Here is a 15,350-nt window from a genome sequence, read left to right as displayed (position 1 = left end):
ACTTGGTTATGAGAGGTTCGAGCCGTGTGGTGCTTTGGATCGCAGGGTCAACTGAGGCTCCTGGCGACCGCGCCATGCACTTCCGCGCGCACTCCATGCGGGTTAAGAATGCGCGCATGTGCGGGTGCCCACGCCCCGCTTTGCTACACTAGTCCCCATGGAACGACTCGTTGACATCATCGCCCTCTTCACCGGATGCGTATTTGTCCTCGCCGGAACGGACGGGGACGGACTCGGCGCCGGCATGGGTGCGGCTGCGAGCGGCGGCAACGCATTGGTTGACGGCAGCGCGGTGTTAATCGGCAACGGGGGCACTGCGTTGATTGACAGCGGCGAAGGCGTCGCGCAGACCCAAGCTGTTTTCGCCCTGCCGAGCGCCTCTGTCATCGCCGCCTTACTGCTTGCAATTATCGCAATCGCCCTGTTCGAAACGCTCAAAGGCCGCAAGCGTCTGATCCCCCTCTTTGCGTTTTGCGCAATCGCCCCGTTCCTCAACGGTGGCATGGCGTTTCTCCCCCTCTTCGCATATGAGGCCATGCGCGGCTTTCATGGCTCCTACCTCGATAGATCGGGGCTCATTGCGGTGGTACTCGCATACGCGGCGTCACTCTACGTTTGCAATGGCCCAATGGGCGCAGCGGGTACAACAGCGCACGTTTCCGCGGTCGAAAACGCGATGATAGGCATGCTTCTGGCGGGAGCAGCACTGCTCGCTGCCCGTACCAATCGGCTCTATGCCCAGCGAGAACTCTCCCGACGCGTACGCGATGACATGCAAGAACGCGCGCTCGCTCTCAGGGGAGAAAACGAACAGCTCACAGACGCTATTCATGAACTGCAATCCGAGCATCCCACGCGAGACACTGCGGGCAACTACAGCACGCGCCCGACGGCGTTCGCCTGCCTTACGGAGCGCGAATACGAAGTGGCGCGACTCGTGGCGGACGGCCTGGACAACCACGAAATCGCTGCGGTCGCCTACATCAGCGAGGGCACGGTACGCAACCGCATTAGCTCAATCCTCTCCAAAATGGGACTCAAAAACCGCACGCAAATCGCCGTCGCCTGGTGGCGCGGATAATCGCAACTGCTAATTTGCGGCATCCCACTCCGCAAGTGCACGTTTGAGCTGATCGCCGTCGGGTTCGTAGGGCTCGCGGACGCCATGGCGCAGCATGAACGGGTCGTTTCCCTTGCCAGTCACCACGATAACGGCCTGACCAGCGGTTTCGCGTACAGCAGTTTCAATGGCTTCGGAACGATCGAGCACGATCTGCCACGCCTGATGCCCCTGTGCACTCACTGCCGCGGCGATGGCATCGCAAATGACAGCGGGATCCTCCGGACCAGGGTCGTCCTCGGTAATCACGATGCGATCGGCGAGCTTTCCGGCCGCCTCACCCATAGTTTCGCGCCGGTCAACGCCCTTGCCACCCGTGGCGCCAAACACCACAGCCAGTTCGCGATCGGGATACGCGGCGCGCAGGTCGTTCAGCAAGGCCTCAAGGCTCATACCGTTATGAGCGTAGTCGACCACGCCCAGAACACGACCGCTCTCCGTGGGATACAGCTCCATGCGGCCCGGCACACGTGCCGAAGCCAAGCCAAACTCAATCGCATTGGCGCTCATTCCCAAGGCTTCCGCGCAGGTGATGGCACCCAATGCATTGGATAGATTGAACGCTGCAGGCGATGGCACCAGCAGCCAGCGCGTGAAGCGCGGCGTGCGCACAAGAGCGCGAATGCCCCCGTCCGTGCGCTCAAATTCCTGCACCGTGACGTCGGCATCCTCCCGTTCAAGCGAATACGTGAGCACGCGCTCAACCAAAGGCGCGCGCTGCGCAACCGCGAGCACGCGTTCGGCAACGTCGGTATCGAGATTCACCACCGCCGTGTGACAATTTTCAAAGAGCAGGAGCTTGCTCTCAAAATAATCTTCGAGCGTGGGGTGCTCGATGGGCGAAATGTGATCCTCGCCAAAATTGGTGAACGCACCCACGGCGAACTCAACGCCAAGCGTGCGCTTGAACTTCATCGCTTGGCTGGACGCCTCCATGACCAAATGCGCGCAACCCGCCTCAGCAGCATGCGCGATGCGGCGTTCAAGCACGAAGGACTCCGGCGTGGTAAGCAACGACTCCCCCTGCTCGACGCCGTCGTCATATTCAACGCCCGTGAGAAACGCAGGCGCAGGCAAACCGTGCTCCTTCGCATGCTCCGCCAACATGGAGCGCAGGTAGTACACGCTCGTGGTTTTGCCCTTTGTGCCCGTAAACGCGCAAACGCTCACCCGCCCGGACGGGTGGTCGTACAGGGCATCGGCAATCAGGGCGAGCGTGGCTCGGATGTCGCTGACAATCAGGCACGGGACATGCCTGCCCAGTTCCTCGTCGATCTCGTAATCGACTTCCGAAACATAGGCGACAGCACCTGCCGCGAGTGCATTGACCAGGTATTCTCGTTTGAATGCGGCCCCTTTGCACACGAAGAGCGTCCCAGGCTGAACCTCGCGCGAATCGTCGGTGGCAAACGAGATGGTCGTGGTCGCTTCCGCTGCAGCTTCCGGACGTGCAGCCAGGATGCCCGCATGGTCGAGTAGGTCGGCATACGCCGAAAGCGAACGAGTTGTATACAAGGCGGCCATGTACTCTCCTCTGCACGTGAGCTTTGTGCGAGCGTTCGCAACGGGAACGCGGCATCACAAGGATAGCATCCTTATGACATGGGCCGGAAAAGTCCTCGCATGCGCGGACCCCAGTAACTATGAATGCATTCCCGCCGAAAAGCACTGGAAATTATGGATGACGCCATCGGGCGCCGTCCGCGCAACCTCGTTTCTCCATCGTCTCGGCGAGTTCTGTGGCGACCGGAGGCGTCGATTGCCTCCCGCGTCGTGGCCTCAAACTTCATTAATCTGCGAAGTGAGAACCTTCGAATGCAATCCTCAAGTAGCCTAACAATACACAACGCGTCTACCAGGCATTTCTTTAACAAAAAGGGGCAGTCTACCCAGACTGCCCCGATAAATCTTCTCACTTCTCGGATTTTTGATTTCGCGTCGGAGCGGCTCGCATACAAACCGTTTTACGCGCGCGCAGCCTCGATCATGGCGCGCACCGTGCCCTGCAACTCGGCGAGGTTCTCCTCGCTCGGAATCCACTGCTGTGCCACAACAGGTACCGGAAGCTGGAACTTAGCATTCTCAAGCTCGGCGTACACCTGCTTAGGGCCAAGCGGCGCCCAACCGTAAGAACCAAATGCCAGGCCGATACGCTGCTCGTTCTTAGGCGACAAACCGCGCATATACGTGAGGAAGCTCGACACGGTGGGCAGCATGTTGGAGTTCAGGGTCGGCGAACCAACCGCAACGTAACGCGCATCGCACAGCTCAGCCATGATATCCGAAATGTGCGTGGCCTTGATGTCCATGAGTCGCGCGGAAATGCCCTCGGCAATGAAGGCATCGCAGATCTCGCGCGCCATCGACTCAGTAGAGTGCCACATAGAGTCGAACACCACCACGGCCTTTTCCTCCGTTTGATACGTGGTCCACGCCTCGTAGAGGTCGAGAATCTCGGGGATGTGCGAACGCCAAATGCAGCCGTGGCTTGGCGCGATCATGTTGAGGTCGAGCGTGCGCACGGTGTCGAGCGCCTTGTGGGCTTGCATGCCGTAGGGCCACACGATGTTGGCGTAGTACTTCTTGGCCTGCTTAAAGACCTCGCACAGATCATTCTCGTCGTCGAAGCGCTTGGTGGAGGCGAAGTGCTGACCAAAGGCATCGTTTGAGAAGAGAATCTTGTCCACGTCGGAATAGGTGACCATGTTGTCGGGCCAGTGGACCATGGGCGTGGTCACAAAGGTGAGGGTGCGCTCACCGATGTTCAGCGTTTCACCGCTCTTGACGGGCGTGACGTCGATGCCGAAGTGCGCCTTGATGCCGTTTACGCCCGCGCCTGCCGAGGCGTAAATCTGCGCGTTCGGCGCGATGCGGTGGATGACGGGCAAGGAGCCGGAGTGATCCATCTCCACATGGTTGGCGATGACCACGTCAATCTTCGCGGGGTCGATCACCTGGGAGATGCGCTGCACGAGCTCGTCTGCAAACGGGGCTTTGCAAGTGTCGATGAGCGTGATCTTCTCATCCGTGATGAGGTAAGCGTTATAGGTGATGCCGCGCTCGGTGGTGTAGCCGTGGAACGAGCGCTCGTTCCAATCGATGCCGCCGACCCACCAGACCTTGGGGGAAATCTCGATCGCATTCAGCATTGTTGCCTCCCATACTGTCATGCGTTTAGTGACAATTCTGAGACATGATAACACTCGGGATGACTCTCCGCCGCGTCATCAATGCGTAGGCCGGCGTGCCATCACGCGCGGGGAGCGCACATTGCGAGCCTATTGCCTATGGTTACAACCTGTTGTCTATATCATCTCGGGGTTGCCTATGGTTTTCTTCCCATTACCCCCACTCCTCTGCGGTTGCCTATGGTTTTCTGCATTTTGAAGCTGTTATTGCGCAGAAAAGCATAGGCAACGCGAACTGCCATAGGTAACGCGAACCGATCGCAGGCAACCGCCGCCAAACATAGGCAAAAGCTAACCGCCACACAAAAACGGGCCGCTTGCTTACGCAAACGACCCGTTATCAAGAACGATTGCTCGTGAGCAACTAGCAAACAGCTGCCATACGCTAGTCAGTGTACGACCGCCGCCGGCTACAGCCACTACGCCGGCAGGTTTCTCGCTACCTGCCCTGAGCGCGTGAGTGCTCGTAGAACTCGACCAGCTTCTGCTGGACGTCGTACGGCACCTGCTCGTAGCCGGCGGGTTCCATGGTGAAGTCGCCGGTACCGCGCGTGAGCGAGCGCAGGCGCGTGGCGTAATCGACCAGCTCGGCGTAGGGCACGACAGCCATAATCACGGTCTCGCCGCGGTCGTTGGTGTCCATGCCGGTCACGCGGCCGCGCGATCCGCTCACGTCGCCCATCACCGCGCCAGCGTAGCTCTCGGGGATCGTCACCGTAATGTTCTCCATGGGTTCGAGCACCACTGGATCGGCGTCTTCGCACGCCTTCTTGAGGCCGATGCGCGCGGCGGAACGGAACGCCATCTCGTTGGAGTCGACCGGATGATAGGAGCCATCGTAGCAGGCCACGCGGATGCCCGTGAGCGGATAGCCGGCGATGACACCTTCCTTCATGGTCTCTTGAACGCCCCTGTCGACAGCAGGGATGAGCGCGCGCGGAATGCGGCCGCCCACGACCTCGTCGACGAATTCGTAGTCGGTACCGTCGAGCAGCGGCTCAACGCGCAGGTAGCAGTCACCGAACTGGCCGGCACCGCCAGTCTGCTTCTTGTGACGGCCCTGGGCGCTCGCCACACGACGGATAGTCTCGCGATACGGAATGCGCAGCGGCACGATGTGCGCAGACACCTTGGTGCGCTCCTCCAGGCGATTAAGCAGCACGCTCACCTGGGCCTCGCCCACCGCGTAGATGACGGTCTGGCCCGTCTCCTCGTCGCGCTCGATGCGCATGGTGGGATCGGCCTCGCACGCCTTGTCGATAAAGGTGAAGAGTTTGTCCTCCTCGCTGCGGTTCTCGGCCTCGATGGCGATGCGGTACTGCGAGTTGGGGAACTTGAACGCCGCAGCCTCGACCTTGCCGGACACGGAAAGGGTGTCGCCCGTATCGGCGGACAGCTTGGGAACGACCACAATGTCGCCCGCATAGGCGTGACCGACCTCGGTCATCTCGCGGCCGCACATCACATACAGGTGCGCCATACGCTCGCCCTTGCGGGTGCGGGCGTTGATGAGCTCCATACCGGGCTCGATGGTGCCGGTAAGCACCTTGATAAAGGAGATGCGACCCTGCTGGGCATCGTTGAGCGTCTTGAAGACGAAGACCACGGGGCGGTCGTCGTCGGAGGAAATCTTCAGCGTGTCACCGTCGATGAGCGGCATCTCGCCGTAGTCGGTGGGTGCTGGGAAGTACGTGGCGATGTCGTCCATGAGCGAGTTGACGCCCTGCTCCTGCGTGCAAGAACCCACAAACACGGGAACGAACAGGCGCTTGGCGATGGCCTTGGACAGCAGGCCCTCGACTTCTTCCTGCGTGAGGGCCTCGCCCTCAAGGTACTTCTCCATGAGGTCGTCGTCGGCCTCGGCCACGAGCTCGCACAGGGTCTCGTGCGCGGCCTCGGCGGCGGGCAGTAGGTCCTCGGGGATGTCGAATTCGGTCTGCTTGGTGCCGTCGCACTGACGCGCCTTCATGCGCACCAAGTCGATGATGCCATGGAAGTCGGAGCCGGTACCCCACGGCAGCGTCACAGCGCCCAGGCGCGTGCCGAAGCGCTCACGGAGCATCTCGAGGCACATGTCGAAATCGGCGTTTTCCTTGTCCACGCGGTTCACGAACACGGCGCGTGCGAGGCGCAGGTCCTCGGCGGCGTACCACAGCTTGACGGTAGTGGGCTGCGGGCCCTCAGCGGCGTCGACGACAAACAAGGCCGACTCGCACACACTCATAGCCGCATAGGCGTCACCAATGAAGTCGGGGTAGCAAGGAGCGTCGAGCACGTTGATGCGGGCGCCCTTCCAATCAATCGGCGCGATGGAGGTCGAAATCGAGAACTCGCGTTTGACCTCTTCGGTATCGTAGTCGAGGGTAGGCTTGGTGCCACCGTGGCCACCCAGGCGGGCGGTCTTGCCGGACAGGTGGAGCATGGCCTCCGCGAGTGAGGTCTTGCCCACCCCGCCTTGGCCTACGAGCACCACGTTCCTTACGTTACCAGTCTTGGGTGCACCCATGGGACACCTCCCTTTCCCAGCACGAACCGCGCCGTGCCGAAACGCGTGACGAGGTGCCCTGTGCAACCTCGCACGACAGCCGTATGCCTCGACATTACCCACACGGGCGCTCGTCCATGCACGCATATCGGTAGGCGCGGCAAGCAACGGGTTGGACGGTACAGACGCAACCTTGGAAAAAGCGCCGACGAAGGGGCAGGTCGCAGGTCAAAGCCGAATTGGCCACAGAGCAAGGCAGGATGGGTCGCAGGCAAAAAGCCGAATTGGCCACAGAGCAAGGCGGGTCAGGCCATTCCCAAAACAAACAGCGCCCACCATGCAGCTTGTCCTGACGGGCTGGTATGCTATGGACAACCAGTTAGACGAAACGAGGAAACCATGGCGCAGAGCACCGAAAAACCCGAGATCAAGCTGCCGCTTCTCTCTCGCATACACGAACTCAAACCCCTGCCCGGCCAGAATGCGGGGCGTACCTTCGGCATCACCACAAACATCTCGCCCGCTCCCACGGAAAGCATGGGATACCTCGTGGAAGTCGTGGGCGCGCGACGCGTCAAGGTGCTTGCATGCCTCATCCGCGGTGGTGACGCACATGCCTGCGATGGCCCCCTGCTCGCTGAGCCCGACACCACGCCCGAGGTGCACATCCGCAACCACCCCAGCCAACCAGGTTCCGGTGAGGTCTTCTCCTGCCTGGGCGGTAGCCCCGTGGCGGTTTCGCGGTATCGCCAAAATCCCCTGAACAACAACCGTTTCGCGTTCGTCGCTCCCGCCGCCGATATGGGACCCTACGCAGACGAGGAAATGGACATCGACCTCACGCTTGCCGTATCGTTCCTGCAGTTCTACCAGTTCCCACTCGAGCGCGGTGAAACAAATCCGTGGCGCTCGGTAGCCGACGTGCTCGACGACCTCCGCCGTGCGTCTTATCCCGACGCACTTGACGCGCTCACCTTCCGCGGCATGGACGAGAACGGTTCGGCATTTGAGCGCTTTGCGGCACGCGAGCTTATGTGTCTGGGATCAGAGCGCGTGCGCCTCATCGCCGCCCAACACGATGTCGAGCTGCGCCGTCTTTCCTCAACCAACCTGTTCTGGACTGCAACGGACTACAGCGAGATGACCGACGACGAGGTCGATACGCTGCAGGCAATCGAGGGAACGCTCAACCGCCTTGTCTTTGTCAACAACGCACTGAGCACGGACGGCGTGTCGCCCAAGCTGAGCGCACTCTCCGAAGAGACGTGCGTCGCCGCTTTCTACGCCACATTCACGCGCTTTATGGACGCCATTCCCAAGCTCATGCTTGCCTGCAACGACAAAAACCTGTTTGCAACCATGCACGGAGCCACCTGCGCACGCGGTGGAGAGTGGGATGTGCGCACGCGCTTTGCCGCTGCCGCCGAACGTGTTCTTGCACCGTTCAACTTCCTGTACAACTTTGACAGTGAGGTGCGCGCGGGCACCTTCGAGGTCCATGCGTCGCTACCCGCCACAGGCGCCTTCCCCGCCATGGGCGAGTTCTCGCCCGCCCAGGTACGCGCCGCATACGCCATGCGTTTTGCCGCCGTGCTGGCGAGCGTTGCCTTCGGCTCGGGCGTGGGCATCATCCGCGCACGCATCACGCTGCATGAGCGCACGGCAACCGGCACACCGCTGCTCTCGCTCACGCTGAGCCGCCAAATGTTCACCATGAAGGTCGTGCCGCTCGTAAAGAACAAAAAACTGCAGGAAGCCAGCCTTACGGCGCAAGATATTCTTGCCGCACTCGAGCCCGTGGAGCAAACCGTCTCGTTTGGCAAAGACGGCGGCCTTGAGCCGATCGAGCTCGTGCAATTTGCCCTGGGCCCTCGTCCGAAGATGGAGTACGACACGCGCGAACTGCCCGAGGCGCTCGCGGCGTACGTGCATGCAAACCGCGTTTGCGACCTCGACATCTACGGAACGTCCGACGATACCCTGCGCGATCGTCTCCATGAAATCCTGGATGCCTTCGACCCCAGCGATCCGTCGGCGATTCCCGGCCTTACCGACATCATTTCGGCCTATGAAGCTGCGGATATGCTCGAGGATGACAACCGTCAGCTTTTATACTGCGCCAATATGGTCTCGCGTGTGATGGCCGGCGCTGACGAGGATGGCTCTGCGCCTGCTGAACCCGTTCGATTCCGCAAGATGCCCGATTCGGCATTTGATGCGCGCACGGCGCTCGCCCGTGCAATGCGTGAGCTCGGAAACTTCGAAGATGCGTTGCGCCTGGGGCAGGAATGCGTCGAATACGCGCCCACCACGTTCTCGGCATGGCACTCGCTCGCGCTCACGTTTAACGAGCTCAACCGAGCCGAAGATGCAGCCAAGGCGCTCATCCAGGGCCTCAAGTTCGCAAGCGTTCCGCAGGACATTGCGGTTGGATATTACCGCTTGGGCTTTGTGCTCTGGCAAGCGGGAGAGCCGGAGCTCGGTTTGGCCTGCTACGTTCTGGTGCATCCCAACAGCCCGTTTGGCTCTGCCGCGGCGGACGAGATGGCGGAGCTCATGCGCGACAACCATATTGCGCAGCCGCCTACGCGCGACGCTGCCGAGTCGATGCTGCGTGCCGAGGGTATTCCCGTGGCACCGCTTCCCACGCTGGGAGAGCATGCGGCAAAAGCTGCAATCGAGCTGGTAGATGGTGGCTTCCTGTCTGCAGCGGAAAATCTCACGCGTTTCCTGTCGACGCTCGACGGGCCTTCCAACTGCCGCGACGTTCTCGCCGCTGTTGCATGGTCGCTTGAGGCGCACGACTAGAGTTGTAGGTAATGGCCAAATGGCCGCCTAGCCATGGGCTGCCGCCAAGTCGCACGTGACAGGCAACCGCCCGTTGAATTACGAGCGGTTGCCCGATTGCCGACTTGATAATTTCGCGCGCTGCTTGCCGGTTGACCGCCGTATTACGGGCAGTTGCCCAGTTGTCGGCTCGTGCGTGAAGCGGACGCTTGTCGTCAGGACCCAAGCGGCTAACGACCATCAGACCCCGAGCTGCCGCTAACCATCCATACGCGCAAGGAACTCACGCGTACGCTGTTCGCGTGGCGTGTCGATAACCTGTGCTGCGGGTCCTTCCTCCACGATCACGCCGCCGTCCATGAACACCACACGGTCGGCGACTTCGCGCGCGAAGCCCATCTCGTGCGTGACCACCACCATGGTCATCTGCTCGGCAGCCAATGCCTTGATGACGCGCAGAACTTCGCCGGTGAGTTCGGGATCGAGCGCACTCGTGGGCTCGTCAAAGAAGAGCACCTCGGGATTGAGCGCGAGCGCACGGGCAATGCTCACACGCTGCTGCTGTCCGCCCGAAAGCTGACAGGGTACCTTGTCCTCGCAGCCTGCAAGACCCATCTTCGCAATGAGTTCGCGCGCCTGGGCTTCGACTTCCGCGCGCGGGCGTTTTTGCACGCGCAGCGGTGCATCCATGATGTTTTTGAGCACCGTGTAGTGCGGGAACAGATTGTAATTTTGGAATACAAGCCCAAAGCAACCACGCGCCTGCTTGAGCACGTCGGGCTTGGCGTAATGCGTGCGCCCATCGGCCCCCTGCTCCGCCGCGATGACCTCGCCGTATGACAGGCTGCCGCCGTCGAGTCGCTCAAGCAGCGTCATGCACCGCAGCAGCGTTGACTTGCCGCCACCCGACGGGCCGATAATCGCCACGACCTCGCCGCGCGGCACCTCGAGCGTGATTCCGCGCAGTACCTCGGTGCCGCCAAAAGCCTTACGAGCGTCTTGTATGGAAACAACCGACATGGGATTTGCCCTCCTCAGCGGACCCGAATGGAAGCCCGCCCTCTCAACGAAAACCGAAGGCGATTCGCCATTCCGACGATTGGCGAACCCTTTGCAAACGCAAGCCTGCTTTGCAAGCGCAAGCCTCACGTGCAAACGCAAGCCTGCTTTGCAGGCGCAAGCCTAATAAACGCAAACTTAATCGTGATAGTAATCGAGTTTCTTCTCAATACGACCGAGCGTGACCTCAACCAAGAAGTTAAAGACCCAGTAAATCGCCGCGGCAATGGCAAACGGAATCATGCTCACCTGAGATGCGACGAGCGCCTTAGCCGTGGAGAACATCTCGCCCACGCCGATGGCGAACGCCAGCGACGTGTCCTTAACCAAGGTGATGACTTCGTTGCCAATGGCGGGCATGATGCGCTTGACTACCTGCGGCAACACGATGTAGACAAACGTTTGCAAGCGAGAATAGCCGAGCACCTCGGCAGCCTCGTATTGGCCGCGCGGGATCGACTGCAGGCCCGAACGGTAAATCTCGGCAAAGTACGCGGCGTAGTTGATGATGAACGCGACGATGGTCGCCTGCCATTTGCTGTTGGGCGTGAGCTGGATGCCAAAAACGTAATACGGCGCGAAGTAGATGGCGAACATCTGCAGCATCAAAGGTGTGCCGCGCATGATTGAGATGTAAAAGCGCGTGATGCCGCGCACGATCTTGAAGCGGCTCATGCGGAGCAGCGCCACTGGAATGCCGAGCGGCAGGGCGCCGAGCAGCGTGAACGCGAAAATTTGCAGGCTTACGAAAAAGCCCTCGCCCAGCATTTGAAACATGGTCTGGATGGTCAACGTCTGCTCCTCTGCATTCTCCTTGCGTTGCCCGTACGAGCTGCGAATTGAAACGGGCGCAATGCCCTGGTGGATTTTAGACCCTTTTATGCAGCGGAGAATCGACTTTAACCCCCGAGGGGATTCCCTGCAAACTACGGGTCAAAGCGAGTCCGATGCTCTGGTAGATTTTGCGTCCTTTTCCGAGCAGCGGGCAACCGTCTTAGACCCCATAATCCCCGCCGGCTCAAACCCTTTTGAGCCCAGGAAGGCGCCCGCGTTATTGCGCGAGCGCCTTATTCTGCCTGTTATCTGTGATTACTTAAGCACCCAGTTTTCGAAGGAGAGGCCGTACTCAGCATACTTCTCGCACAGCTCCTCAACCGTGCCTTCCTCGTACAGGGCCTTGAGCGACTCGGTTACGGCGTCGGCGGTCTTGGTGTCACCCTTCTTGAAGCCCACGGCGTAGTTCTCCTCGGAGAGGAAGTCCTCGAGCATGACGTAGGCGTCGGGGTTGGCGGCCATCTGGTACTGAGCGATGGAGAGGTCGCAGGCAACCGCGTCAACAGCGCCGGATTCGAGCTGCATGAAGGCAGTGTTGTACTCGGCGATAGTCTCGAGGCTGGTGAACGTCGCAGTGAGGTCGGCCTGGTCGCCCTCGAGAACATCCTCGGCGGCGGAATCAACCTGGGTTACGACGGTCTTGCCGGCGAGGTCGTCAAGCGAAGCGATGCCGCTGTCGGCACGCACGACCACGACCTGGGCGTTGAGCATATAAGGATCGGAGAAGGTGTAGTTGCCCTCGCGTCCCTCCATGGTGAAGCCGTTCCAGATGCAGTTAATGGCGCCAGAGTTGAGCAGGCTGTCCTTCGCATCCCAGTCGATGGGCTCGAGCTTGACTTCCCAGCCCTGCTTTTCGGCGACAGCCTGGGCAAGATCAAGGTCGAAGCCGGTGAACTCGCCGTCGTCGCCTACGAATCCGTAGGGAGGATACGCCTGGTCAAAGCCTACAATCAGCGTGCCCGTAGCTGCCGCGGAGGTATCCGTCGCCTCCGCAGGGGCGGAACCTGCCGATCCCGCATCGCCTCCTGCGGGTGCTCCACCGCAGCCGGCAAGGAGCGTGCAAGTCAGGAGGGCGGAGGTGGCAGTGGCCATCATAGCGCGGCGGGAAATGCTGTACTCGAACTTCTTCATGGTGGTTCCTTTCCTTAAAGGTTATTTGTTACTCTTGGTAAGCACTTTACTTAACTAAAGTGTCTCTAACCGTGATTGGAAGGATACACTTTACTCTGATAAAGTTCAAGCTGTTTCTGTTTTGTTTCAAGACGGGCGCTCCTATCTTGAACCGTGCGCCCCGCCTCCGCACGGGGCCGCTCGGCTTCTGTGGCGTATTCCCGGCTTCGGGTAGCCGCTCGCCTCGCCTCCGCACAGGCCTGCTTCTTGAAGGGCTCTAACTTTGGGCTGTTATTCGATGTTTGAAGGCTTGGAAAGGGCATCAAATGGCCAAAAACAGCCCAAAGTTTGCTGCACGTTCTTGCCGCGCGCCCTCGGCTGGCGCCTCGCGCGACGCGTGACGCAAGATCGAGGGCCCTTAAAAGAAAAAGGTGTTCATCGTAAGATGAACACCTTTCAGAAGTACCGAGCACGCATTGAAAACGCGCTCAGCTATGTTGATTGCCAGGCAACCTTAGAACAGGGAAACAATACCGAAGGCAGCGATGCTCAGCACGATGGTGCCCAGAAGAACCCAGGTGGTCTTCACGTTCTTGCCCATGATCCAGTACATGATGCCGAAGACCAGCAGCTGCGGCAGGCAGGGCATGATCATCTCAAGATACTCGAGCAGCGAAGTCGCATACTCACCGGAACCGATGACGATGAGCGAAGAATCGAACCAGATGAAGCTTGCGATCATGCCGCCGATGGCCATAAGACCAACGATGCTCGCGGCATAGGTGATCTTCTCCATGATGCCGCCGGACGCAGCGTCGCTGATGATGTCGGAGCCGTACTTGTAGCCAGCGTGCACGCCCCACCAACGAAGGGCAAAGCCCGGGATGTTGAAGACGAGCAGCATGAGGATCGGGCCAAGGATACTGCCCTGCTGGGAGAAGCCCAGGGCGATGGACGTGGCGATAATGCGCAGGGTGCTCGCGATGAGCGAGTCGCCGACGCCGGCCAGCGGACCCATGAGGGAGGTCTTCACCGCGGCGATGGTGGAGTCGTCGAAATCGGGGTCGTTAGCGTTGCGCTCCTCAAGCGCGACATTGATGCCCATGAGCAGCGTGGAGAGCTGCGGGGTGACAGCCATGAAGTCGAGGCTGCGACCATAGGCGCGCTTCTGCTTCTCGGAGCCCTGCTCGTAGAGCTTGTCGATAGCGGGAACCATGGCGTAGGAGTAACCCATGTTCTGCTGGCGCTCGTAGGTCCAGGGGCAGTCCAAAATGCAGGAACGCCAGAAAATGCTGCGAAGGTCCTTCTCGGAAAGCTTGCGCTCCGGCGCCTCGGCCTGCGCGACAGCGGTGGTTTCGTTAGTCATTGCATCCTCCTTAGGAGTGCGAAAATCAGTCAATCGTGCGGTCGAGGATTAGAACTCGTTGTCGTCATCATCGGCAACGGCGAGCGCGGGCTCACCAGCAGCGGCCTTGGAGCCGGAGCCGACGTTGAGCACCAGCACGGCGGCAATGACGGCACCAGCGGCGGCAACGCCGATGAGGTTCATGTTGCCGTAGGCAACCAGCAGGAAGCCGAGGAACAGGAAGCAAGCGGTCTTCTTGTCAACGATCATGCGGACGAGCATCGCGAAGCCGATGGCGGGGATGAGGCCCATGGCGTAGTTGAGACCGGTGTTCACAAACTCGGGGATGGAGTCGATGATGCCCTGGACGGCGGTGGTGCCAGCATAGAAACCAGCAGCGCAGAGAGCGGAGAGGATGACGATCTGCAGGAGGCAGAAGCCCAAGGTCATGAGCTCCATGCCCTTGCGGTTGCCCTGAGCAGCGTACTCGTCGGCCTTTTCGGACATCATGGGGCCGGGGACCGCCATGAGGAAGTTCCACACCATGGACATGAGCATGGACACGGGTACGGCGAGGGCGACGGCGGAAGCGATGTCGGAGCCGGTGGCGATAACATAGCCGCAGCCGATGACGGTGCCGGAGGTCATATCAGGCGGGTTGGAAGCGCCGATGGCCATGGCGCCGAGCCACACGAGCTCGAGGGTGGCGCCGACCTTGATGCCGGTCTCGAGGTCACCGAGGACGAGGCCCACGAAGGCGCTCAGAACCAGCGGACGGCTGAGCAGCGAGCTGCCGAGGGCGCTGTTGCTGTAGCCAATAGCGGCCACGAGGAAAATAAGAAGCGATTGAACCAACATAGGTGTTCTCCTCACGTATGTATGAACACAAAAGGCGCCGCGCACGCGCTTTCGCACGCGACACCCCTTCTTAACCTACAGAAGATCGAGGGCGTTCTCGGCCTTCTCGTCGGGGAGCATCTGGACGTACACATGCACGCCGGCAGCCTCGAGCTCGCGGATGCGGTCGCACTCGGCGTCGGAGACGAAGACGGCCTTGGAGATCTGGCGCTTGCCCTCCTCAACCTTCACGCCGCCGAGGTCGATCTCGGGGATGACCTTGCCGTTGACGTTGACGCCCTGAACCAGGCGATAGGCGTCCTCGATGGACTCGACGATGACGAAGAGCTCGTACTTGTCGGTAACACCGCTGGTGATGGCAGCGATGGAGTCCTCAACGTTCTTGATGACGAGCTTGACGCCCTCGGGCTTGGCAAGGCGCAGAGCGCTCATGCGCAGCTTGTCGGCGGCAACGGCATCGTTGGCGATGAGGATGCAGTTGGAGCCCGTGGACTTGATCCAGCTGAAGGCCACCTGGCCGTGCAGCAGACGATGGTCGATGCGGGTAACGGTGATCATCGGTTC

11 protein-coding genes are annotated in these 15,350 nt (G+C 60.4%); 2 read left to right on the top strand and 9 right to left on the bottom strand.

Annotated features, from left to right (window positions below):
• The first annotated feature begins 157 nt into the window (after nucleotides 1–157).
• Entirely contained in the window at nucleotides 158–1,081 is a 924-nt protein-coding gene (locus C1711_RS07865; protein WP_234346302.1) for a helix-turn-helix transcriptional regulator, read from the top strand.
• Between the two features lie 9 nt (nucleotides 1,082–1,090).
• Here the strand turns inward: C1711_RS07865 and C1711_RS05990 are convergent, their stop codons facing one another.
• The 3 genes from C1711_RS05990 to C1711_RS05980 form a co-directional block, all read right to left on the bottom strand.
• Entirely contained in the window at nucleotides 1,091–2,644 is a 1,554-nt protein-coding gene (locus C1711_RS05990) for a Mur ligase family protein (RefSeq protein WP_102338227.1), read from the bottom strand.
• A gap of 440 nt (nucleotides 2,645–3,084) precedes the next feature.
• Nucleotides 3,085–4,269, bottom strand: a complete 1,185-nt coding sequence (locus C1711_RS05985) for an FprA family A-type flavoprotein (RefSeq protein WP_102338226.1) — start codon at nucleotides 4,267–4,269, stop codon at nucleotides 3,085–3,087.
• 478 nt (nucleotides 4,270–4,747) lie between these two features.
• The gene (locus C1711_RS05980) at nucleotides 4,748–6,814 is read right to left on the bottom strand and encodes an elongation factor G (RefSeq protein WP_102338225.1); all 2,067 of its coding nucleotides are present in this window, start codon (nucleotides 6,812–6,814) and stop codon (nucleotides 4,748–4,750) included.
• A 378-nt stretch (nucleotides 6,815–7,192) separates the two neighbouring features.
• Between C1711_RS05980 and C1711_RS05975 the strand changes: the two genes are divergently transcribed.
• Complete coding sequence (locus C1711_RS05975; RefSeq protein ID WP_102338224.1) at nucleotides 7,193–9,601, top strand: tetratricopeptide repeat protein; 2,409 nt, start codon at nucleotides 7,193–7,195, stop codon at nucleotides 9,599–9,601.
• A 237-nt stretch (nucleotides 9,602–9,838) separates the two neighbouring features.
• Here the strand turns inward: C1711_RS05975 and C1711_RS05970 are convergent, their stop codons facing one another.
• The 6 genes from C1711_RS05970 to C1711_RS05945 form a co-directional block, all read right to left on the bottom strand.
• The gene (locus C1711_RS05970) at nucleotides 9,839–10,600 is read right to left on the bottom strand and encodes an amino acid ABC transporter ATP-binding protein (RefSeq protein ID WP_102338223.1); all 762 of its coding nucleotides are present in this window, start codon (nucleotides 10,598–10,600) and stop codon (nucleotides 9,839–9,841) included.
• A gap of 177 nt (nucleotides 10,601–10,777) precedes the next feature.
• Nucleotides 10,778–11,431 carry an amino acid ABC transporter permease gene (locus tag C1711_RS05965; RefSeq protein WP_102338222.1) on the bottom strand — a complete coding sequence of 218 codons (654 nt, stop codon included), beginning with the start codon at nucleotides 11,429–11,431 and terminating at the stop codon, nucleotides 10,778–10,780.
• Between the two features lie 297 nt (nucleotides 11,432–11,728).
• Nucleotides 11,729–12,604: an amino acid ABC transporter substrate-binding protein gene (locus C1711_RS05960; protein ID WP_199824851.1), complete on the bottom strand. Its 876-nt coding sequence runs from the start codon at nucleotides 12,602–12,604 to the stop codon at nucleotides 11,729–11,731.
• Between the two features lie 493 nt (nucleotides 12,605–13,097).
• Nucleotides 13,098–13,949 (bottom strand): PTS system mannose/fructose/sorbose family transporter subunit IID, encoded by an 852-nt coding sequence (locus tag C1711_RS05955; protein ID WP_102338221.1) that lies wholly within the window; start codon nucleotides 13,947–13,949, stop codon nucleotides 13,098–13,100.
• Between the two features lie 48 nt (nucleotides 13,950–13,997).
• A complete protein-coding gene (locus C1711_RS05950; protein WP_102338220.1) occupies nucleotides 13,998–14,786 on the bottom strand; it encodes a PTS mannose/fructose/sorbose/N-acetylgalactosamine transporter subunit IIC in 789 nt (262 codons plus the stop codon).
• Between the two features lie 75 nt (nucleotides 14,787–14,861).
• On the bottom strand, nucleotides 14,862–15,344 hold the full coding sequence (locus C1711_RS05945) for a PTS sugar transporter subunit IIB (protein WP_102338219.1): 483 nt from the start codon (nucleotides 15,342–15,344) through the stop codon (nucleotides 14,862–14,864).
• Between the last annotated feature and the right edge of the window lie 6 nt (nucleotides 15,345–15,350).

Source organism: Collinsella provencensis (genome assembly GCF_900199705.1).
Taxonomy (GTDB): Bacteria; Actinomycetota; Coriobacteriia; order Coriobacteriales; family Coriobacteriaceae; genus Collinsella; species Collinsella provencensis.
This window is presented reverse-complemented; position numbering and strand designations above follow the sequence as displayed.

Coding starts and splice junctions, on each gene's coding strand:
- C1711_RS05975 (WP_102338224.1), top strand. CDS start 7,193: ATGGCGCAGAGCACCGAAAAACCCGAGATCAAGCTGCCGCTTCTCTCT.
- C1711_RS05970 (WP_102338223.1), bottom strand. CDS start 10,600: ATGTCGGTTGTTTCCATACAAGACGCTCGTAAGGCTTTTGGCGGCACC.
- C1711_RS05985 (WP_102338226.1), bottom strand. CDS start 4,269: ATGCTGAATGCGATCGAGATTTCCCCCAAGGTCTGGTGGGTCGGCGGC.
- C1711_RS05955 (WP_102338221.1), bottom strand. CDS start 13,949: ATGACTAACGAAACCACCGCTGTCGCGCAGGCCGAGGCGCCGGAGCGC.
- C1711_RS05945 (WP_102338219.1), bottom strand. CDS start 15,344: ATGATCACCGTTACCCGCATCGACCATCGTCTGCTGCACGGCCAGGTG.
- C1711_RS05960 (WP_199824851.1), bottom strand. CDS start 12,604: ATGAAGAAGTTCGAGTACAGCATTTCCCGCCGCGCTATGATGGCCACT.
- C1711_RS05980 (WP_102338225.1), bottom strand. CDS start 6,814: ATGGGTGCACCCAAGACTGGTAACGTAAGGAACGTGGTGCTCGTAGGC.
- C1711_RS07865 (WP_234346302.1), top strand. CDS start 158: ATGGAACGACTCGTTGACATCATCGCCCTCTTCACCGGATGCGTATTT.
- C1711_RS05950 (WP_102338220.1), bottom strand. CDS start 14,786: ATGTTGGTTCAATCGCTTCTTATTTTCCTCGTGGCCGCTATTGGCTAC.
- C1711_RS05990 (WP_102338227.1), bottom strand. CDS start 2,644: ATGGCCGCCTTGTATACAACTCGTTCGCTTTCGGCGTATGCCGACCTA.